This is a genomic window from Pseudomonas sp. RIT-PI-AD, from assembly GCF_025642785.1.
In the GTDB taxonomy this organism is placed as follows: Bacteria; Pseudomonadota; Gammaproteobacteria; order Pseudomonadales; family Pseudomonadaceae; genus Pseudomonas_T.
The window spans coordinates 56,313-76,154 of sequence record NZ_JANZKU010000017.1; the positions used below are offsets into that span (position 1 = coordinate 56,313).

Consider the following 19,842-nt stretch of genomic DNA (forward strand, 5'->3'; position numbering starts at 1 on the left):
CGGTGGCGGGAGTGAGTCATGACCAATGAAGGCATCACCATCGTCGGCAGCGGCCAGGCGGCGTTCCAGCTCGCCGGCTTCCTGCGCGACGAAGGCTACGTCGGCCGTATCCGGCTGATCGGCGACGAGGCGCACCTGCCGTACCAGCGGCCGCCGCTGTCCAAGGCCTACATGAACGGCGAGGTGGAAGCCGAGGGCCTGAGCTTCCAGACCCTGGACTACTACGCCCGGCGCGGCATCGAGCTGCACATGGGCGCGCCGGTGGTGCGCATCGACCGCGCCGCGCACCTCGTCGAGACCGCCGACGGCGAGCGCCTGGGCTATGCCCACCTGGTGCTGGCCACCGGGGCGCGCAACCGCCGCCTGCCGGCCCTGGGCCTGGCCCAGCCGGCGGTGCTGGACCTGCGTGGCCTGGACGATGCGCGGGGGATTCGCGAGCGGCTGGCGGCGGCGCAGGACATCCTGGTGATCGGTGCCGGCTTCCTCGGCCTGGAATTCGCCGCCGTGGCGGCCAAGAAGGGCGCGCGGGTGAACGTAGTGGAGGCCGGCCCGGGGCTGATGGGCCGCGCGGTCTGCGCGGTCGTCGGCGACGCTTTCCGTCGCCATCAGGAAGCCCTCGGCGTGCGCTTCCACCTGAGCACCACCCTGGGCGCGCTGACGCCCCTGACGGAGGGCCGCCTGGCCGTGGAGCTGTCCGACGGCCAGCGCCTCGAAGTCGATCTGGCGGTGGTCAGCATCGGCGTCCTGCCCAATGTCGAGCTGGCCGAGCAGGCCGGCTTGCCCATCGATAACGGCATCGTCGTCGATGCCTACCTGGGCACCGCGGACCCGGACATCTCCGCGATCGGCGATTGCGCCGCCTTCGCCTCGCGCTTCGCGCCCGGCCTGTGCCGCATCGAGTCGGTGCAGAACGCCATGGACCAGGCGCGTTGCCTGGCGAAACGGCTGGTCGGGCAACCCGCGGCCTACGACGCGGTGCCCTGGTTCTGGAGCGACCAGGGCGGCCTCAAGCTGCAGATCGCCGGGCTCTCCACCGGGGCCGACGAAGTGGTGCTGCGCGGCGACGTGGAGGCGCACAGCTTCTCCGCCTACCGTTTCCGCGAGGGCGAACTGGTCGCGGTGGAGTCGGTGGCGCGGCCCAGCGACCACATGGCCGCGCGCCGGCTGCTGAGCAGCGGTGCGCGGGTCACGCCGGCCCACGTACGCAACCAGGCGTTCGACCTCAAGACCCTGCTGCCGGCGGCACCGGCCGTTTCGCCCACGGCATGACGGGCACAGGCCGCCTTCCCGGCGGATTCCGATCCCTCGGCGACCCCGCGCGTTCGCGCGCCGGCGTCGCCTCCAGACAGGAAGACTTCAGATGTCCACGCTCCATCCGCGGCTCGACGCCGCCGCCGCCGACTTCATCCGGCGCGAACACCGACTGCTGATCGACGGCCGCTGGGTCGCGGCCAGTTCCGGACGCCTGTTCGAGGTCGAGGACCCCGGCACCGGACGGATCATCGCGCGGGTCGCCGAAGGCGTCGCCCGGGACATCGACCTGGCGGTGGACGCGGCGCGCCGCGCCTTCGACGGCGGCGACTGGCCGAAGCTGAAGCCCGCCGACCGCTCGCGCCTGCTGTTGCGCCTCGCCGACCTGATCGAACGGCACGGCGACGAACTGGCGCAGCTGGAGGTGATGGACAACGGCAAGCCGCTGGCGGTGGCCCGTCGCGGCATCCTCGGCACCGCCGACATGGTGCGCTACATGGCCGGCTGGGCGACCAAGTTCAACGGCGAGGCGGTGCCGCTGTCGATGCCCGGCGAATGGCACGCCTACACGGTGCGCGAGGCGGTGGGCGTGGTCGGGCAGATCATCCCGTGGAATTTCCCGCTGTCCATGGCCATCTGGAAGCTCGCGCCGGCTCTGGCCGCCGGTTGCACCATCGTGCTCAAACCGGCCGAGCAGACCCCGCTGAACGCCCTGCGCCTGGGCGAGCTGATCCTCGAGGCGGGGTTTCCCGCCGGGGTGGTGAACATCGTCACCGGCTTCGGCGCCGAGGCCGGCGCCGCGCTGGCCGCCCATCCCAAGGTCGACAAGGTGGCGTTCACCGGTTCCACCCAGACCGGCAAGCGCATCGTCCAGGCGGCCCTGGGCAATTTGAAGAAGGTCACCCTGGAGCTGGGCGGCAAGTCGCCGGTGTTCATCTTCCCCGACGCCGACCTCGAGGCCGCCGTTCCCGGCGCCGCCAACGCGATCTTCTTCAACAGTGGCCAGGTCTGCTCGGCCGGCTCGCGGCTGTACGTGCACGCGCGTGTCTACGAACGGGTGGTGGCGGATCTCGCCGCCTACGGCGATCGCCTGCGCCTGGGGCACGGCATGGAGGAGGGCGTCGACCTCGGCCCGTTGATCTCGCGGGTGCAGATGGAGCGGGTCCGGGGCTACATCGAGAAGGGGTGCAGCGACGGCGCGACCCTGGTCAGCCAGCGCCGGCTCGACGGCGGCGACGGTTTCTTCGTCGCGCCGACGGTGCTCGCCGACACCCGTGCCGAAATGAGCGTGGTGCGCGAGGAAATCTTCGGCCCGGTGCTCTGCGCCATGCCCTTCGACGACGATGACCTGGAGCGCCTCGCCGGCCTGGCCAACGACAGCGACTACGGCCTGTTCGCCGGCATCTGGACCCGCGACTTCGGCATGGCGCACAAGCTCGCCAAGCGCATCCGCGCCGGTTCCGTCTCGGTCAACGCGCACATGGTCAACGACCCGGCGCTGCCGTTCGGCGGCTTCAAGCAGTCGGGCTGGGGCCGCGAACGGGGCCGCGAGGCGCTGGACATCTATTCCGAGCTGAAAAGCGTCGCCATCAACCTGGGCTGACCGGCGGGCGTGCCCGTGCCGGTCGAGGACAATGCGTCATGAGCGATTACGACTACATCATCGTCGGCGGCGGTTCGGCGGGCTCGGTGCTCGCCCACCGCCTGTCCAGCGATGCCACTACCCGCGTGCTGCTCTGCGAGGCCGGCGTCGATACGCCTGAAGGGCAGGTGCCGGCGGCCATCCTGGACAGCTATCCCGGCACCGCCTACCTCGACCCGCGCTTTCTCTGGACGGGCCTGCAGGTCACCACCCAGGCCGTTCGCGAGGCGTTCAAGCCGCCGCTGCGCAAGTACGAGCAGGGGCGGGTGATGGGGGGCGGTTCCGCGATCAACGGGCAGTTCTTCAACCGGGGTGGGCCTTCCGACTACGACGAGTGGGCCGCCCGCGGCGCCCATGGCTGGGACTGGGCGTCGGTGCTGCCGTATTTCCGCAAGGTCGAGCGCGACCTGGATTTCGACGGCCCCCTGCACGGCGACGCCGGGCGGATCCCGGTCCGGCGAATCTTCCCCGAGGCCTGGCCCGGCCATCCGAAGGCCGTAGCCCGCGCCCTGGACGAGGCCGGCTACCGCTACCTGCCGGACCAGAACGGCGTGTTCGAGGACGGCTATTTTCCCATCGCCATTTCCAACCAGGACGAACGCCGGGTATCGGCGGCCATGGCCTACCTGGACAGCGCCACCCGCCAACGCGCCAACCTGACGATCTGGTCCGGCGCCCAGGTGAGCCGGGTGCTTTTCGAGGGCAACCGCTGCACCGGCGTCGAGGTGGAGTTCGCCGGCGAGATGCGCCGGATCGGCGCCCGCGAGGTGATCCTCAGCGCCGGGGCGATCCATTCCCCGGCCTTGCTCATGCGCTCCGGGGTCGGCCCGGCCGAACACCTGCGCGAGTGGGGCGTCGAGGTGGTGGCGGACGTGCCGGGAGTCGGCCAGCACCTGATGGAGCACCCGTCCATCGCCCTGGCGTCCTATATCCGCAAGGCGGCGCGGGTCAACGACCTGACCCGCCGGCACATCATGCTCGGCTGGCGCTATTCCTCGGGCATGTGCGGCGCGCCGCCGGGCGACATGTTCGTCGCCGCGGTGACCAAGACCTCCTGGCACGCTGTGGGTCGTTGCGTCGGCACCCTGTTGATGTACGTGAACAAACCCTATTCGGACAGCGGCCAGGTGCGCCTGGCCTCCACCGACTGGCGCGTGCCGCCGCGGGTGGAGCTGAACCTGCTGTCCGACCCGCGCGACCTCGATCGCCTGGTGGATGGCTTCCACCGCATGGCCGCCCTGCAGGCCAGCGCGGCCATGCGCGAGGCGACCTCGGAACCCTTTCCCGCCAGCTACAGCGAGAAGGTGCGCCAGGTGGGCATGCTCAGCACGCGCAACCGCATCCTCACCGACGTGCTCGCGGCCCTGCTGGACGGCCCCGCGCCCTTGCGCAAGCTGCTGATGCGCAAGCTGGTGGCCGGCGGCCCGACCCTGGCGGCGGTGCTCGCCGACGAAAACCTGCTGCGCGAATTCATCCGCGGCGCCTGCGTGGGGGTCTGGCACCCCGGCTGCACCTGCCGGATGGGCGCGGACGACGACCCCAGCGCGGTGACCGATGCCGCCGGGCGGGTCCGCGGCACCCGCGGCTTGCGGGTGGTCGACGCCTCGATCTTCCCGGCGCTGCCCAGCGGCAACATCAATTTCCCGACCATGATGGCCGCCGAGCGCATCGCCGACCTGATCCTCGCCGGCGACCCGGCGCCGGAGCGGGCCGCGGTCGCCGACCCGCAGCGCGAGCCCAGCCTGGTCCAGGAGTAGCCGCCACCGGGTTCGAGCGAACCCCCTTCGTGCAACGCCCGCCCGGCTTCCGCCGGGCGGTCACCTTCATTGCGCCGGCATGGGCGCCGGCGCGTGGACCGGGCGTCGGTGGCGGTATGCCGCTCAAGGAGCGAAACCGCCATGCAACCCCGTTCGGTTCTGCTCGCCCTGGCGGTCGCCTTGCTCTGGGGCGGGAATTTCATCGCCCTGAAATTCGCCAGCCAGGCGTTTCCGCCGATCTTCATCGCGGCCATGCGCTTCGCCTGCGTGGCGATCCTGATGCTGCCCTTCGTCAAGGTCCCCAGCCGGGCCAGGATGCCGGGCATCCTGGCGGTGTCCTTCACCCTCGGCAGCCTGCACTTCGGCCCCATGTTCACCGGGTTGGCGCGGGTCGAGGCGGCGACCGGGGCGATCATGTCGCAGCTCAGCGTGCCCTTCAGCGCGCTGCTCGCCGCGTTCTGGTTCAAGGAGCGCCTGGGCCTGCGCCAGATCGGCGGCATCGCCCTGGCCTTCACCGGCGTGGCCCTGCTGGCCGGCGCGCCGAGCGGGGCGAGCGACCCCCTGGGCATCTGCCTGATCGTCTTCGGCGCGCTGTGCTGGGCGCTGGCGAACGGCGTGATCAAGCATTTCGGCCCCTTCGATCCCTACATGCTCACCGCCTGGATGGCGCTGTTCGCCGCGCCGCAGCTGTTCGCCATGTCCTACGTCCTGGAACAGGGCCAATGGCAGAGCCTGCGCCAGGCCGGCTGGGCGGATTGGGGCGCGGTCGCCTACATCGTGGTGGGGGCCGGCATCCTCGGCTACACGCTCTGGTACCGCCTGCTGAACGACAACCCGGTCAGCCAGATCGTGCCCTTCGCGCTGCTGCCGCCGGTGATCGCGGTGTTCCTCGCGATCCCCATCCTCGGCACTCCGCTGAGCGCCGCGCTGCTGCTCGGCGGTTTCCTCACCGTGGCCGGGGTGGGGCTCTGCGAAATCCACTGGCCACGCCGCGGGCACCGTCCGTGGCGCAAGCGCTAGGGATTCCCCGGCAGTTCCCGTGGCGAATGCGCGGCCGCTCCGGGACGCGCGTGCAGCGTCCGTGAACCGCGCCTTTCCGCCGATTCCCGCCTCGCTTGGCGTTTCCGGCCGTCTTCCTGCCATGCCGGCGCTTCCCGCGCCACCGCTCTGCCACGGGCGCCGCGGGCCCGCGCGCGACATTGGCCGGGGACGCGCCCGGAAGTTTTGCCGCGGAGCGTGTTGACAAGACCAGTCCGAACACCGATGCTTTTGTCAAAGGTTCATCCAATGGGCCATTGATTGAGGCGCGAAGAAAGCCTCGGCAACTTGCAGGAGATAATCGCTATGGCGGGAGCACTGGAGGGACTGCGTGTCCTGGATTTCACGCAGATGATGAACGGCCCGTTCGGCACCATGTTGCTGGCCGACTTCGGCGCGGACGTGATCAAGGTCGAGCCGCCGGAAGGCGACACCATGCGCAAGACCGGCGAAACCTTCCTCGGTGACGATGCGGTCTACTTCCTGACCCTGAACCGCAACAAGCGCAGCGTGGTGATCGACCTGACCACGCCGGAAGGCCAGGCCACCGCCCATGAGCTGGCGGCCCAGGTGGACATCGTGGTGGAGAACTTCCGCCCCGGGGTCGCCGAGAAGCTGGGCATCGACTACGACACCCTCAAGCCGCTCAACCCGCGGATGATCTACTGCTCCACCTCGGCCTTCGGCCGCGTCGGGCCGGACAGCAAGCGCCCGGGCATGGACCCGGTGGTGCAGGCGATGTCCGGGATCATGCAGCTCACCGGCGACGAAGCCACCGGGCCGCTGAAGACCGGCATGCCCTATTCGGACCTGATCACCCCGTTGCTCTCGACCATCGGCGTGCTCGCCGCCCTGCAGGCGCGCAACAAGAGCGGCCGCGGCCAGCGGGTCGACCTGTCGATGCTCGACGCCACCATCTTCAGCATGATCCCGCGCGACGCCTACTACTTCGCCACCGGCGAGACCCCCGGGCGGATCGGCAACGCCCACTGGCAGATCGTGCCCTACAACACATACCGCACCGCCGACGACCGGCACATCATGATCATCGCCCACACCGACAAGTTCTGGCAGGCGCTGACCGCCGCGCTGGAAGCCCCGGAACTGGCCGGCGATCCGCGCTTCGCCAGCAAGGACGGCCGCCTGGCCCATCGCGAACTGGTGGACAGCGGCGTCGCCGCGGCCTTCGCCAAAAAGCCCATGGCCTACTGGGACGCGAAGCTGCTGGCTGCCGGGGTGATGTATTCGCCGGTGCTGACCTTCCCCGAAGTCTTCGAGGACCCGCGGGTGCAGCGCGACCTGGTGGTGGAGGTGGACCACCCGGTGGCCGGCGTCTTCAAGCTGATCACCAATCCCATCCGGCTCTCGGAAAACCCGCCGTCGACCCGCCTGGCGCCGCCGGTGCTGGGCCAGCACACGGCCGAGGTGCTGGCCGAGTTCGGCATCGCCGCGGCGACGCCGAAACCGGCGCATTCCTGATCCCCACCGACCGACCCACGGGGCGCGCCCGTCGAGACGCGTTCCACGAGGCGACCCTGGCAGGAGCTTTCCTTGAGCATCATCACCTCCCACGACGGCGCGCATTCGCTCAGCGCGCGCCCCGGTGACTCCGCCGCTTCCGGCTCGCCGGCGGCCGCCGCCGAGGCCCGGCGCGCGGCGTACTACCGGCAAGGGTACTGGCGCGACCAGGACCTCTGGACCTCGATCCAGGCCAGCACCGCCGGCCTGGCCGGGCGCCTGGCGCTGATCGACGGCGAGCAGTCGCTGACCTTCGCCCGCCTGTCGAGCGAGGCCCGGGCCTTCGCCGCGGGGTTGCGGCAGGCCGGCGTCGAGCCCGGCGACGTGGTGCTGATCCATGCGCGCAACGGCCTGCACTCGTCCCTGGCACTGCTGGCCTGCGCCTGCCTGGGGGCGGTGATGGCGCCGATCCCGCCGATGTTCGCCGCCGCCCAGGTGAGCCAGATCTGCCGCAGCGTCCGCGCCCGGCTGTTGTTCGCCCTGGGCGACGAGCGCGAGCGCGCCGCGGCCCTGGAGGGCGCCCGCGACGCCGGCTGCGTCGAGACCTGCGTGGTGCCCGACGACCACCGCCCGGGCCCCGGCCTGCGGGCCTGGTCGAGCCTGCGGGCGAGCGTCGCCGAGGCGCCCAGGCAGCCGCGGGACGCCGACGCGCTGGCCCTGCTGGTGTATTCCTCCGGCACCACCGGCGCGCCCAAGGGCGTGATGCATTCGGCCAACACCCTGCGCTACGCCGTGGAGCAGCGCGCCCGCATGCACGGGGTGGCGGCGGGGGAGGTGAGCCTGGTGGCCTCGCAGTTCGGCTTCGTCGGCAGCGTGGTGTTCGGCCTGCTGGCCGGTCCGCTGCTGGGACTGACCAGCGTGTTGATGCGCGCCTGGAACGGCGACGAGGCGGTGCGCCTGATCGCCCGCCACCGGATCGGCTATGGCCTGCTGATGCCCACCCATGTCCACGACATCCTGGCGTCGCCCCTGCTGGAAAGCAGCGACCTCTCCAGCTTTCGCCGCTGCGCCATGGGCGGCCTGACCCGCGAGCGGCGCCTGGACGTGCGCCGGCGCCTGTGCCCGAGCCCGTTGCCGGCCTATGGCATGTCCGAATGCCTGGGCTTCGCCAGTTGCACGCCCACGGACGACGACGACCTGCTGCTGGGCTGCGACGGCTACCCGTTCCCCGGCACCGAGGTGCGCATCGTCGACGACGCCGGCCTGGAGGTCGCCACGGAAATGGCCGGGCACATCCTGGTGCGCGGCCCGAGCCGCTTCCTCGGCTATTACGACGCGGCGTCTCTCAGCGCCGCCGCCCTCGACGGCGAGGGCTTCTTCCGCACCGGTGACCTCGGCCGGCTCGACGCCCGCGGCGGCATCCATTACGTGGCCCGGGAGAAGGACATGATCCGCCGCGGCGGCGTGAGCATCGTGCCGGGCGACCTGGAGGCGGCGCTGGCCGGCCACCCGCGCATCGAGCACGTGGCGGTGGTCGGTTTGCCGGACGCGCGCCTCGGCGAGCGCGCCTGCGCCTGCGTGATCACCCGCGACGGCCTGCCGCTGACCCTGGAGGAGGTCTGCCGCCACCTGGAGCAGCGCGGCGTCGCGCGCTACACCTGGCCGGAGCGGGTCGAGCGCTTCGACAGCTTCCCGCGCAGCGCCTCGCTGAAGGTGCAGAAAGGCGTGCTGATCGACCTGTTGAGCGGCACGCCATGAGCGCGAACGAGCCCGCCGGGCAGCCTTCGCCGCTGCGCTACCCGTTTCCGGCGCCGCCGGCGCGCGGCCGCCTGCTCGAAGTGGGCCCGGGGGTGTTCTGGATCCGCATGCCGCTGCCGTATGCCCTGGATCACATCAACCTCTGGGCGCTCGCCGACGGACCCGGCTGGACCCTGGTGGACACCGGCCTGCACGTGCCGCTGACCCTGGAAGTCTGGGCCGAGCTGTTCGCCCATTGGCCGGACGCGCGGCCCATCACCCGGGTGATCGCCACCCACATGCATGCCGACCACGTCGGCCTGGCCGGCTGGTTCGCCGAGCATCACGGCTGCCGCTTATGGATGTCGCGGCTGGATTACCTGAACAGCCGGCTGACCGTCGCCGAAGCCGGCGACCCGCCCTCGGCGGTGGCCCGCGCCTTCTATCGGCGCTGCGGCTGGGGCGACGAGGCGCTCGACGCCTACCCCCGTGGCCGCAGCCGCTATGCCAGCCAGTTCTATCGGTTGCCGGAGAGCTACCGGCGCCTGCAGGACGGCGAGGAGCTGGCGATCGGCGCGCAGCGCTGGCGGGTGATCGTCGGCACCGGCCATTCGCCGGAGCACGTCTGCCTGTACTGCGCGGAACTGGCGCTGTTCATTTCCGGCGACCAGGTGCTGCCGCGCATCACCTCGAACGTGTCCACCTACGCCAGCGAACCGGAGGCCGACCCCCTGGCCGACTGGTACGCCTCCCTGGCCAAGCTGCGCCTGGCGGTGCCCGACGAGGTGCTGGTGCTGCCCTCGCACAACGTTTGTTTCTACGGCCTGCATGCGCGCCTGGAGCAGTTGCGGGACTCGGCGGACGAGGCCCTGGCGTCGCTCAGGCGCCGCTTGCGCCAGCCCGCGCGGGTGATCGACACCTTCGCCGCGCTGTTCGCCCGGCCGATCCCGGAAAGCGACCCCAGCCTCCTGCGCATGGCCACCGGCGAGGCGCTCTCGCACCTCAACTGGTTGCTGCGCCGCGGCGAGATCCATTGCCACCTGGATGAGCACGGCATCGCCTGGTACCGGCTCGCGCCGGAGGCGGGCGAGCGGCCAGCGGCCGCGTTCCCCGATGTGACAGTTTGACCTTTTAGCCAGACAGGATGAAGGAAATGAGTGCGCTCGGAACCACCACGCCCGCAGAGGCGACCATGACCGACGGCGACGCCCGCCGGGCCCTGAAGGCGGACCTCGCCCGCTTCAATTGCCGGGTCCACCAGCCGGACGACCCGCCGTTGTTCACCCGCGAACCCACTTCGGACATGCAGAACGTGCATTGGCGCTGGACCGACCTGGAGCCCCTGCTGGAGCGGGTCGGCGCGGCCATCGCGATCGGCTCGGGCGGCCAGCGGCGTACCCTGCGCCTGGCCAACCCCGGGCTGGCGTTCGGCACCACCCACACGTTCTGGGGCTCGATCCAGTACATCCTGCCCGGCGAAGTGGCGGCGGCCCACCGGCACACCGCCAACGCCTTCCGCTTCATCCTGCACGGCACCGGCTGCAGCACCACGGTCGACGGCGAATGCTATGAGATGAACGAGGGCGATCTGGTACTGACCCCGAGCATGGCCTGGCACGACCACGTGCATCGCGGCAGCGAGCCGATGATCTGGCTCGACGTGCTCGACATCAGCCTGTCGCGCTCGCTCCAGGCGACCTTCTTCGACCCCTACGACCAAGGCGACATGCAGCCCCTGGACAGTGTGCCGGAGCGGTCCTACCGGGCGTTCGGCAGCGGCGTGATGGGCAGTCCGCGAGCGCCCTATCGACGTGGCAGCAACCCCTTGCTGGCCTACCCGCGGCAGCAGGCGGAAACGGCGCTGGAGCTGGCCTGCGGCCTGCCGGCCGATCCCTGCGACGACGTCATCCTGGAGTACCGCAACCCGGTCGAGGGCGGCCCGGCGATGAAGACCCTGGGGATGAAGCTGCAAAAGATCCGCGCCGGTTTCCGCGGCCAGCCGCGTCGGCACACCGGCAGCAAGCTGCTCTGCGTGCTCCGCGGGCACGGCTCGACCCTGGTGGACGGCCAGCGCTACGACTGGGCCCCCGGCGACTTCATCGCCATCAAGCCCTGGGCCTGGCACGCGCATCTCAACGCGTCCGGCGAGGATGCGCTGCTGTTCCAGGTCGACGACAGCCCGGCGCTGCAAGCACTGGGTTACTACCGGGAAGAACTCCTTTCTCCGCATGACGGCCAGGCGGCCGATGAGGGTATGCAATGAAACTCGCGGTGTACGACGATTACCGGCTGGCCGTGGTGGAAGACGACCGCCTCTATGACATCACCCAGGTGCTGCCCGAGGCCCTGGACGGCCTGCCGCAGCAACGGATGAACTGGCTGATCGCCCACTGGGAGGCGCTGCGTCCGCAGGTCGAAGCCCGGCGCCGCGAGGTCGAGGGGATACCGGTCTCCCAGGCCCGGCTGCTGCCGCCCAGCCCGCATCCCTCGCACCTGTTCGCCGCGCCGGCGAACTACCGCAAGCACGTCGGCGAGCTGGGCGTGCGCTCGGTGAGCAAGGGCCGCACCGCCCGCGAGCAGGGCTTCTTCCTCAAGGCGCCGGGCTCCCTGGTGGGCGCCGGCAACCGCATCGTCCTGCCCAAGGGCTCGACCCGACGCTTCGACCATGAATCCGAACTGGCGGTGATCATCGGCCGCGCCGGGCGCAACGTGCCGCGCGAACGGGCGATGGAATACGTGTTCGGCTACAGCTGCCTGATCGACGCGACCATGCGCATCGAGCCGGGGGTCGCCGAGGAGGAGCGCTCGATGCGCAAGTCCTTCGCCACCTTCACCCCGCTCGGGCCCTTCCTGGTGACCGCCGACGAGGTGCCCGACGCCGAAGCCTTGGGCAATCGCCTGTGGGTCAACGACACCCTGAAACAGGACGCCAATACCGGCGACATGATCGTCGGCATCGCCGAACTGATCGAACTGATTTCCTCGGTGCTGCCGATCAGCCCGGGCGACGTGATCGCCACCGGCACCCCGGAGGGCGTCGGCCCCTTCGCGCCCGGCGACCGGGTGCGGATCGCCATCGAAGGGGTGGGCGACATGCGCCTCGAGGTGGTCGAGGCCGAGCAGCGCGCGCCGCGCGCCTACTGACCGGCTCCCGGGGCCGAGGGGCCGCCCGCGCGGCCCCGGGCTTTTCCGATTTGATCCGACGAGGCGTTGCCCGGGAGGGAGAAACCCGCAGGGGCGGGAAACGATGCGGTAACCACAGCTCACGCGTGTCCGGCTTTTTCCTAACAACAATAAGAGTGGAAAGCACATGCAAAACAAGCGCAGCAGTATCGAGCGTTTCAACGGCGGCAAGAGTCTCGGCGTCCTCTCCTGCCTGGTCGCCCTGTCGGCCGGTGGCGCCGTCGCGGCCGGCCAGGACGAAGCCAAGGGCTTCATCGAAGAGAGTCACCTGGACCTGCTCAACCGCAACTTCTATTTCTACCGGGATATGCGCAACGGCGCGCGCAACAACCTGGGCGCCAACGCCCACAAACCGGTTTCCGAGCGCAACGGCTACCGCGAGGATTGGGCCCAGGGCCTGATGGCCACCTACCGTTCCGGCTTCACCCAGGGCGTGGTGGGCTTCGGCGTGGATGCCTACGCGATGGTCGGTATCAAGCTGGACAGCGGCGGCGGTCGCACCGGCACCAGCCTGTTGCCCTGGGATGGCGACGGCGAGCCGGAAGACGAATTCAGCAAGTTCGGCGGCGCGGTGAAACTGCGTTTCTCCAATACCGTGCTGAAATACGGCCAGCAGATTCCCAACGTGCCGGTGTTCTCCTCCAACCAGTTCCGCCTACTGCCCAGCACCGCCACCGGGTTCAGCCTGAACAGCGACGAAATCGACGGGCTGAACGTGCAGGCCGGGCATTTCACCTCGGTCAGCAGCACCGATTCGAGCAACAACGACGGCGAGATCACCACCGACTACACGGTGTTGCCGGCGGCCCGCAGCATCGACTACCTGGGTGGCAGCTACCGGGTCAACGACCGGCTCGGCGTGGTGTTCTACGGCTCGCAGCTCAAGGACATCTGGCGCCAGTACTACGGCAACGCCACCTACATCCAGCCGCTTTCCGATACCCAGTCGCTGTCGCTGGCCTTCAATGTGTTCGATACCCACGACTACGGCGACGCCAAGGGCGGGGACATCGACAACACCTCCTGGTCGCTGTTGGCCGGCTACGCCTTCGGCGCGCACAAGGTGTCGGTCGGCTACCAGATGATCGACGGCGACGAGCCCTTCGACTGGGCCGCCTACGAGGGGACCCAGAGCGGCGCGGTGTACCTGAGCAATGCCGGCGCGGTGGTGCCGTTCAGCGAGCCCAACGAGCAGTCCTGGCAACTGCGCTACGACCTGAACATGGCCGGCTACGGGGTGCCCGGGTTGAGCTTCATGGCGCGCTACATCCGGGGCGACGGCATGGACAACTCCGACAGCCGCAACCCCTACTACCGGCGCATCGGCAACTACGACGAGGATGCCAAGGCCAACAAGGAGTGGGAGCGCAACCTGGAGGTCGGCTACGTCGTGCAGTCCGGCCCGGCCAAGGATTTGAGCCTGCGGGTGCGCCAGTCGACCCACCGCGCCTCGTCGGGCACGCGTTGGGTGGATCACGACGAAGTGCGGGTGATCCTGGACTACCCGATCAGCATCTTCTGACGCCCGCCGCGCTCGCGAAAGGCCCGCCTTCCGGCGGGCCTTTTTCGTCGCGCGGCGCTCATTCCTGCTCGCGGGCGGGCAGGGCGTCGATCCGGTCCAGCCAGTCGACCGCCGAGCGGCACCACTTCTGCCGCTGCGGCGCCAACTCGCGGCGCTGGCGAATGCTGCCCCAGCGGATTCCCCACTCGCCCTGGTCGGGGTCTTCGCCGCTGCTGAACAGCGGGGAGCCGCAATCCGCGCAGAAGTACAGCAGGCGCGCGCGACCGCTCTCGGCGATCTTGCGGTACACCTTCGGCGGCGTGCCGCTCAGGCTGATGGCTTCGCGCGGCGTGCTGACGCTGATGCGGAACGCGCAGCCGGTGAGCGCCTGGCAATCGTTGCAATGGCAGATGGCGACCTTCTGCGGATCGATTTCCGCGCGGTAGGCGACTTGCCCGCAATGGCATTGACCCTCGATGTTCATCTCGTTCGTCCTCGTCCGGTGCGGCCGCCACGGCGTCGGCCCCATGCCGATGGCCAGCGACCCAGCCTTGAGACCGGTCTTCCGCCGCGCCGTGCGGCCAGCCCGCCGACCGGCGCGGCGCGCGCTCAGCCTTGGCCGCGGCGCTCGCCGCTGGCGAAGCCGCGGCCTCCCTCCAGTTGCACGCAGAGCGCGGCCACCGCGATCAGGCCAAGCAATGCCCAGGGAACGCTACCGACCCCGGCGCGCTCCAGCAGCAGGCCGCCGAGCAGGCCGCCCCCGGCGATGGCCAGGTTCCACACGGTGACGATCATCGACTGGGCCACGTCGGCGCCGTCACCGGCCGCGTCCGCCGAGGCGGTTTGCAGCAGCGTCGCCGCGCCGCCGAAGGTCAGCCCCCAGAGGGCCACGCCGACATACAGCACGGCGGGCGACCCGCCGCCGAGCCCCAGCAGCAGCGCGGCCAGGGCGAAGCCGGCGAGGCTGAGCAGGACCAGCCGGCGCAGGTGGCGATCGATCCCCAGGCCCACCCCGGCGATGCCCAGCAACGCGCTGCCGCCGAAGGCCAGCAGCACCCATTCGATCTGCCCGGCCATGCCCTGCGCGGCGAGGAAGGGCGCGATGTAGGTGTACAGCAGGTTATGCGCCAGGACCCAGGCGAGGATCACCAGCAGCACCGGCCGCACCCCCGGCGTGCGCAGCACGCTCGCCAGGCCGGCGCGCTGCCCGGCGCGGCGCCCCGGGAAGTCCGGGACCTTCCACGCCACCCAGGCCAGCAGCGCCAGGGCGAAGCCGGAGACCAGCCCGAACAGGGTGCGCCAGCCCAGCAGCAGGCCCAGCCAGGTGCCGAGCGGCACCCCGAGGGACAGCGCCAGGGGCGTGCCGATCATCGCCAGGGCCATGGCGCGCCCTTGCAGGGGCGGTGCCACCAGGCGCCGGGCATAGCCGGCGAGCAGACCCCAGACCAGCCCGGCGGCGACCCCGGCGCAGAACCGCGCCAGCAGGATGAGCCCATAGTGGTCGGACAGCGCGGTGACGGCGTTGAACGCCAGGAAACCGATCAGCGCCAGCATCAGCAACGGCCGGCGGCGCCAGCCCTGGGTCAGGCTGACCAGGGGAATCGCCGCCGCCAGCGAGCCCAGGGCATAGACGCTGACCAGTTGTCCGGCGAGGGCCTCGCTGACCCGCAGGCTGGCGCCGATACCGGGCAACAGGCCGGCCGGCAGGGTTTCGGTGAGGATGGCGATGAAGCCGGTCATGGCCAGGGCCAGCAGCGCCGACAGCGGCAGCCTGGCCACCGGCTCGACGGCCGTCCCGGCGTCGGGTTCCAGGCAGGCGGTTTTCATCGGCCGTGGCCCCCGCGCCCGTAGACCGCGTCGCGCAGGTCCTCGACGAAGCGTCCGTTCATGCCCTCGTAGAGGGTGTTGGTCAGGGCCACCACGCTGAGCGCCCGGGCGCGGTCGACGAACCAGGAGTGTCCGTAGGCGCCACCCCAGCGCCAGGTGCCGGGGGATTCCGGTGAGTTCGCGGCGCGCGGGTCGCGCAGCACCGAGAAGCCCAGGCCGAAGCCGAATCCGGGCGCGGTGGGCAGGTCCGGCCCGCCGATCTGGTCGCGGCCCATTTCCTCCACCAAAGCCGGCGGCAGCAGGGGCGCGCCGCCGCGGCGCAGGCTTTCCAGGAGCGCGAGGACGTCCCCGGCACTGCCGACCATGCCGGCACCGCCCGAGTGAAAGGCGTCGGCATCGAAGGCCCGCGCCGGTTCGAAGCGGATGCCCACGCAGCCGTCGAGCGGCGCGACGGTTTCCCCTTCCGCCAGGCGGTGGGGCGCTGGCGTGTCGCTGACGTAGACCGTCGCCAATCGCTCGGCCGTGGGCGGTTCGAAGCCGCTGTCGAGCAGGCCGAGCGGCACGCCGACCCATTCCCGCAGCGCGTCGCCCAGGCTGCCACCGCACACCCGCGCGACCAGGGCGCCGACCACGTCGGTCGCCAGCGAATAGCCCCACTGGCTGCCGGGCGGGTAGAGCAGCGGCACCTGGGCGATTCGCCGGAGGTTCTCCGCCAGGTCGATACCGCTGCGGTCCATGCCGTCGGAAACCCCGGCGCGGGCGTAGGGCCCGTCGGCGTCCTCCTCGAGGAAGCGGTAGCCGAGCCCGGCGCTGTGGCTGAGTGCCTGGCGCAGGCTGATGCGCGCGGGGCGGCCATCGGCCAGGCACGGACGGAATTCCGGCAACTTCCGGTCCAGGGGCTCGTCGAGGGCGAGCCGCCCTTGCGCCACCAGCACCAGGGCGGCGGTGCTGACGAATACCTTGGTCACCGAGGCCAGGCGAAACAGCGTGTCCTCGCGCATCGGGCGCCCGGCTTCGCGGTCGGCCAGGCCGGCGGCACGGCGGTAGACCGGGACGCCGTCGCGGGCCACCAGCACCACGCAGCCGACCAGGCGGCGCTCCGCCAGGCTCGCCTGGACGACGCGGTCGAGCCGTGCTTCCAGGTCGGGGTCGGGGAGGGCGGCGGTGGATGAGTCCAGTGGGTTCGGCATGGGGAATCCTGCGTATCGATGGGGAGGCTTACAGGTTAGAAGTTCACCCGAAGCGGAAAAAGCCGGATAGAGTTCCGTTCAATGCGGAAGCCGATGTCCGCAATGGCCGGGGGTGCGCAGTGGATAGCCTGAGCGGTTTCATCGTTTTCGTGCGCGTCGCCGAAACCCGCAGCTTCGTCGCGGCAGCCCGCGGCCTGGGGGTCAGCGCTTCGGCGGTGGGCAAGCGCGTGGCGCGCCTGGAGGAGCGCCTGGGCGTGCGCCTGTTCCACCGCAGCACCCGCAGCATCACCCTCACCGCGGAAGGCGCGCTGTTCCTCGAACGCAGCCGGCGCATCCTCGGCGAAATCGAGGCCACCGAACTGGAGCTGTCCCAAGGCCGCGACGTGCCACGGGGCAAGCTGCGGGTGAGCCTGCCGCAGGTGAGCAGCCTGGTGTTGCCGGTCCTGGCGGACTTCATGGCGGACTACCCGGAAATCGAGCTGGAGCTGGTGTTCACCGACCGCGTGGTGGATGTCATCGAAGAAGGGTTCGACGCGGTGCTGCGCACCGGGCAACCGGCGGACTCGCGGCTTTCCGCGCGGCGCCTGGGCGATTTCCGTTTCCGCCTGGTCGGCGCGCCGGATTACTTCGCCCGCCACGGCGTGCCCGAGCGGCCCGCCGACCTGGCGCAGCATCGCTGCCTGCATTACCGCTTCCCCAGTTCCGGCAAGCTGGAAGAATGGCCACTGCGCCGCTCGCCCGGCGAGCCGGCGGCGCAGATCCCGCGCGCGATGGTCTGCAACAACATCGAGGCGCGCCTGTGTTTCGCCCTGCGCGGGCACGGCATCGCCTACCTGCCGGACTTCGCCTTCCCCGGCCTGCTGGAAAGCGGGCAATTGCGCAGCGTGCTCGACGACTGCGTGCTGGGCGAAAACAGCCTCTACATGCTCTGGCCGTCCGGTCGGCAGGTCGCACCCAAGCTGCGGGTGTTCATCGATTACCTCGACCAGCGGATCTTTCCCGCCGACGCGCCGGCCTGATCGCCACGCGCGGAAAACCTGGCCGGCCGGGCTTGCGCGGAACAGCGGCGGATGAGGCGGCGGCCGCCGCGTTTTCGCCCCGGGTATGTCCTCCGGGCGCCTTCGCCGTTTACCCTGGGGCCGCGCGCGCCTCGCCCCCATGCGAGTCCGCCGCGCCTCGAGGGCGCTCCCCGAGCGAGCGCCGAATCGACATCGACAGCCTATCCACCCCACAGTGAGTGTCGCCCCATGTTCGATTTTTCCGCCGACGAATACCCCTATGCCTCGCAACGCCAGAGCGTCTTCGCCCCGCGCGGGATGGTCGCCGCCTCCCAGCCCCTGGCCGCCGAGGCCGGTATCGAAATGCTCCGCAAGGGGGGCAACGCCATCGACGCCGCCATCGCCAGCGCGGCGGCGCTGACGGTGGTCGAGCCCACCGGCTGCGGGATCGGCGGCGACGCCTTCGCCCTGGTCTGGAGCCAGGGGCGCTTGCACGGGCTGGATGCCAGCGGCCATGCGCCCCAGGCGCTGACCCTGGACGCGGTGCGGGCGGCCGGGCACGACAGGATGCCGGCCTATGGCTGGACGCCGGTGACCGTGCCGGGATGCCCGGCGGCCTGGGCCGAGTTGTCCGCGCGCTTCGGCCGGCTGCCCTTCGCCGACCTGCTGCAACCGGCCATCGACCTGGCGGCCGAGGGCTTCCCGGTGTCGCCGGTGATCGCCCGCCAATGGCAACGCGCCCTGGAGACCTTCGGCGCCCAGCGCCAGCCGGCCCTGGAAGCCTGGTTCGACACCTACCTGATCGACGGCCGCGCGCCCCGCGCCGGCGAGCCGTTCCGCAACCCGGCGCAGGCCGAGACCCTCGCCGAACTGGCCGCCAGCGGCTGCGAGAGTTTCTACCGGGGCGCCCTGGCCGAGCGCCTGGACGCGCACTCGCGGGCCAGCGGCGGCTACCTGCGCGCCAGCGACCTGCAGGACTACCGGCCGCGCTGGGTCGAGCCGATCGGAGTGAATTACCGGGGCGTCGACGTCTGGGAAATCCCGCCCAGCGGCCAGGGCCTGATCGCCCTGATGACCCTGAAGATCCTCGAAGGCTTCGCGTTCGAGCAGCGCGACAGCCTGGGCACCTGGCACCGCCAATTGGAGGCGATGAAGCTCGCCTATGCCGACGGGCTGCAGCACATCACCGATGCCGCGCACATGCGCGTGGCGGTCGCCGAGTTGCTCGGCGCCGACTACGCCGCGCGTCGCCGGGGAAGCATCGGTGCGCGGGCGGCGACCCCGGCGGCCGGCGATCCCCAGGCCAGCGGCACGGTGTACCTGGCCAGCGCCGACGGCGAGGGCAACATGGTTTCGTTCATCCAGAGCAACTACGGCGGCTTCGGCTCCGGGGTGGTATTGCCCGACAGCGGCATCGCCCTGCAGAACCGTGGGCAGGAATTCAGCCTCGATCCCGGCCACGTCAACTGCCTGGCGCCGGGCAAGAAGACCTTCCACACCATCATTCCGGGCTTCCTCAGCAAGCAGGGCCACCCCCTCGGGCCCTTCGGCGTGATGGGGGGCTACATGCAGCCCCAGGGCCATGTGCAGATGGTGATGAACCTGGTGGATTTCGGCCTCAACCCGCAGGCCGCCCTGGACGCGCCCCGCTGGCAGTGGCTGGGCGGCCTGAGGGTGGGGGTGGAGCAGGCGACCCCGCGCGATCTGGCCCTGGCGCTGGCCCGCCGCGGCCATCGGATCGAGGTGGCGCACGATTCCCTCGATTACGGCCGCGGCCAGATCATCCTGCGCGATGCCGAGAGCGGGGTGCTCTGCGGCGGCACCGAACCGCGGGCGGACGCCCACATCGCGGTGTGGTGAGAGGCGCTCGTCGTCTTCAACGGATGCCCGTGGCCGGACGGCGCGCCGGTCGGCATCTCGGGCGAACCGGGGAGGCCGGCCGCCCCTCGAAGCACTGAACCCCACCGGCGAGCGCCATGCCCATCGACGACGACCAGATCCGCGCCTGCATCCTGGAGGCGCTGAGCGCACGCGACGCCCAGGCCTCCGCCTGCCCTTCGGAAATCGCCCGTCGCCTGGCGGCGGACGAAGCCGGCTGGCGAGCGCTGATGCCGGCGGTGCGGCGGGTAGCGCTGGAATTGGCGGCCGGCGGCCGGCTGAGGATCACCCAGGGCGAGCGCATATTGGAAGGCGAGGATCTGCCGCGCGGCCCCATCCGCCTGCGGCGCGGTCCGGCGTTCGAGGGCTGATCGGGGTGGCG

Annotated in this window: 16 protein-coding genes; 13 read left to right on the forward strand and 3 right to left on the reverse strand. The window is 70.8% G+C overall.

What is annotated here, in order from left to right; genetic code table 11:
- The first annotated feature begins 18 nt into the window (after positions 1-18).
- From OGL92_RS15280 to OGL92_RS15325, 10 genes are all read left to right on the forward strand, one after another.
- Positions 19-1,269: an FAD-dependent oxidoreductase gene (locus tag OGL92_RS15280; RefSeq protein ID WP_263144938.1), complete on the forward strand. Its 1,251-nt coding sequence runs from the start codon at positions 19-21 to the stop codon at positions 1,267-1,269.
- A 91-nt stretch (positions 1,270-1,360) separates the two neighbouring features.
- Complete coding sequence (locus OGL92_RS15285; RefSeq protein WP_263144941.1) at positions 1,361-2,854, forward strand: aldehyde dehydrogenase family protein; 1,494 nt, start codon at positions 1,361-1,363, stop codon at positions 2,852-2,854.
- Between the two features lie 38 nt (positions 2,855-2,892).
- Positions 2,893-4,650 (forward strand): GMC family oxidoreductase N-terminal domain-containing protein, encoded by a 1,758-nt coding sequence (locus OGL92_RS15290; protein WP_263144942.1) that lies wholly within the window; start codon positions 2,893-2,895, stop codon positions 4,648-4,650.
- A 141-nt stretch (positions 4,651-4,791) separates the two neighbouring features.
- Complete coding sequence (locus tag OGL92_RS15295) at positions 4,792-5,670, forward strand: EamA family transporter (protein WP_263144943.1); 879 nt, start codon at positions 4,792-4,794, stop codon at positions 5,668-5,670.
- 324 nt (positions 5,671-5,994) lie between these two features.
- Positions 5,995-7,167, forward strand: a complete 1,173-nt coding sequence (locus OGL92_RS15300; protein ID WP_263144945.1) for a CoA transferase — start codon at positions 5,995-5,997, stop codon at positions 7,165-7,167.
- A 72-nt stretch (positions 7,168-7,239) separates the two neighbouring features.
- Positions 7,240-8,904: a class I adenylate-forming enzyme family protein gene (locus tag OGL92_RS15305; protein WP_263144946.1), complete on the forward strand. Its 1,665-nt coding sequence runs from the start codon at positions 7,240-7,242 to the stop codon at positions 8,902-8,904.
- The gene (locus OGL92_RS15310; protein ID WP_263144949.1) at positions 8,901-10,010 is read left to right on the forward strand and encodes an MBL fold metallo-hydrolase; all 1,110 of its coding nucleotides are present in this window, start codon (positions 8,901-8,903) and stop codon (positions 10,008-10,010) included. Before OGL92_RS15305 ends, OGL92_RS15310 begins: the two co-directional genes overlap by 4 nt.
- A gap of 26 nt (positions 10,011-10,036) precedes the next feature.
- Positions 10,037-11,146, forward strand: a complete 1,110-nt coding sequence (locus OGL92_RS15315) for a cupin domain-containing protein (protein ID WP_263144952.1) — start codon at positions 10,037-10,039, stop codon at positions 11,144-11,146.
- A complete protein-coding gene (locus OGL92_RS15320) occupies positions 11,143-12,027 on the forward strand; it encodes a fumarylacetoacetate hydrolase family protein (RefSeq protein ID WP_263144955.1) in 885 nt (294 codons plus the stop codon). Before OGL92_RS15315 ends, OGL92_RS15320 begins: the two co-directional genes overlap by 4 nt.
- Positions 12,028-12,193: 166 nt before the next feature.
- Positions 12,194-13,588 carry an OprD family porin gene (locus OGL92_RS15325; protein WP_263144957.1) on the forward strand — a complete coding sequence of 465 codons (1,395 nt, stop codon included), beginning with the start codon at positions 12,194-12,196 and terminating at the stop codon, positions 13,586-13,588.
- A 58-nt stretch (positions 13,589-13,646) separates the two neighbouring features.
- On the opposite strand, the gene OGL92_RS15330 is transcribed toward OGL92_RS15325, so the two are convergent.
- The 3 genes from OGL92_RS15330 to OGL92_RS15340 all read right to left on the reverse strand — a co-directional run bounded on the left by OGL92_RS15330 (position 13,647) and on the right by OGL92_RS15340 (position 16,584).
- On the reverse strand, positions 13,647-14,051 hold the full coding sequence (locus OGL92_RS15330) for a GFA family protein (protein ID WP_263144959.1): 405 nt from the start codon (positions 14,049-14,051) through the stop codon (positions 13,647-13,649).
- A 125-nt stretch (positions 14,052-14,176) separates the two neighbouring features.
- Positions 14,177-15,394 carry an MFS transporter gene (locus tag OGL92_RS15335; RefSeq protein WP_263144963.1) on the reverse strand — a complete coding sequence of 406 codons (1,218 nt, stop codon included), beginning with the start codon at positions 15,392-15,394 and terminating at the stop codon, positions 14,177-14,179.
- Positions 15,391-16,584, reverse strand: coding sequence for a serine hydrolase domain-containing protein (locus tag OGL92_RS15340; RefSeq protein WP_263144966.1), 1,194 nt, complete (start codon positions 16,582-16,584; stop codon positions 15,391-15,393). The genes OGL92_RS15335 and OGL92_RS15340 overlap by 4 nt, the downstream gene beginning before the upstream one ends.
- A gap of 119 nt (positions 16,585-16,703) precedes the next feature.
- Here OGL92_RS15340 and OGL92_RS15345 point away from each other — a divergent pair, with 119 nt between their 5' ends.
- The 3 genes from OGL92_RS15345 (at position 16,704) to OGL92_RS15355 (ending at position 19,831) form a co-directional block, all read left to right on the forward strand.
- A complete protein-coding gene (locus OGL92_RS15345; RefSeq protein WP_263144969.1) occupies positions 16,704-17,603 on the forward strand; it encodes a LysR family transcriptional regulator in 900 nt (299 codons plus the stop codon).
- Positions 17,604-17,831: 228 nt separating this feature from the next.
- Complete coding sequence (locus OGL92_RS15350; protein WP_263144972.1) at positions 17,832-19,442, forward strand: gamma-glutamyltransferase family protein; 1,611 nt, start codon at positions 17,832-17,834, stop codon at positions 19,440-19,442.
- Positions 19,443-19,558: 116 nt separating this feature from the next.
- The gene (locus OGL92_RS15355; protein ID WP_263144974.1) at positions 19,559-19,831 is read left to right on the forward strand and encodes a DUF3253 domain-containing protein; all 273 of its coding nucleotides are present in this window, start codon (positions 19,559-19,561) and stop codon (positions 19,829-19,831) included.
- The last annotated feature ends 11 nt before the right edge of the window (positions 19,832-19,842 follow it).

What these genes read in the sequence shown, in the direction of transcription:
- OGL92_RS15335 (WP_263144963.1), bottom strand. Translation starts at nt 15,394, where the DNA reads ATGAAAACCGCCTGCCTGGAACCCGACGCCGGGACGGCCGTCGAGCCG.
- OGL92_RS15325 (WP_263144957.1), top strand. Translation starts at nt 12,194, where the DNA reads ATGCAAAACAAGCGCAGCAGTATCGAGCGTTTCAACGGCGGCAAGAGT.
- OGL92_RS15350 (WP_263144972.1), top strand. Translation starts at nt 17,832, where the DNA reads ATGTTCGATTTTTCCGCCGACGAATACCCCTATGCCTCGCAACGCCAG.
- OGL92_RS15355 (WP_263144974.1), top strand. Translation starts at nt 19,559, where the DNA reads ATGCCCATCGACGACGACCAGATCCGCGCCTGCATCCTGGAGGCGCTG.
- OGL92_RS15320 (WP_263144955.1), top strand. Translation starts at nt 11,143, where the DNA reads ATGAAACTCGCGGTGTACGACGATTACCGGCTGGCCGTGGTGGAAGAC.
- OGL92_RS15300 (WP_263144945.1), top strand. Translation starts at nt 5,995, where the DNA reads ATGGCGGGAGCACTGGAGGGACTGCGTGTCCTGGATTTCACGCAGATG.
- OGL92_RS15310 (WP_263144949.1), top strand. Translation starts at nt 8,901, where the DNA reads ATGAGCGCGAACGAGCCCGCCGGGCAGCCTTCGCCGCTGCGCTACCCG.
- OGL92_RS15280 (WP_263144938.1), top strand. Translation starts at nt 19, where the DNA reads ATGACCAATGAAGGCATCACCATCGTCGGCAGCGGCCAGGCGGCGTTC.
- OGL92_RS15315 (WP_263144952.1), top strand. Translation starts at nt 10,037, where the DNA reads ATGAGTGCGCTCGGAACCACCACGCCCGCAGAGGCGACCATGACCGAC.
- OGL92_RS15295 (WP_263144943.1), top strand. Translation starts at nt 4,792, where the DNA reads ATGCAACCCCGTTCGGTTCTGCTCGCCCTGGCGGTCGCCTTGCTCTGG.
- OGL92_RS15290 (WP_263144942.1), top strand. Translation starts at nt 2,893, where the DNA reads ATGAGCGATTACGACTACATCATCGTCGGCGGCGGTTCGGCGGGCTCG.
- OGL92_RS15285 (WP_263144941.1), top strand. Translation starts at nt 1,361, where the DNA reads ATGTCCACGCTCCATCCGCGGCTCGACGCCGCCGCCGCCGACTTCATC.
- OGL92_RS15340 (WP_263144966.1), bottom strand. Translation starts at nt 16,584, where the DNA reads ATGCCGAACCCACTGGACTCATCCACCGCCGCCCTCCCCGACCCCGAC.
- OGL92_RS15330 (WP_263144959.1), bottom strand. Translation starts at nt 14,051, where the DNA reads ATGAACATCGAGGGTCAATGCCATTGCGGGCAAGTCGCCTACCGCGCG.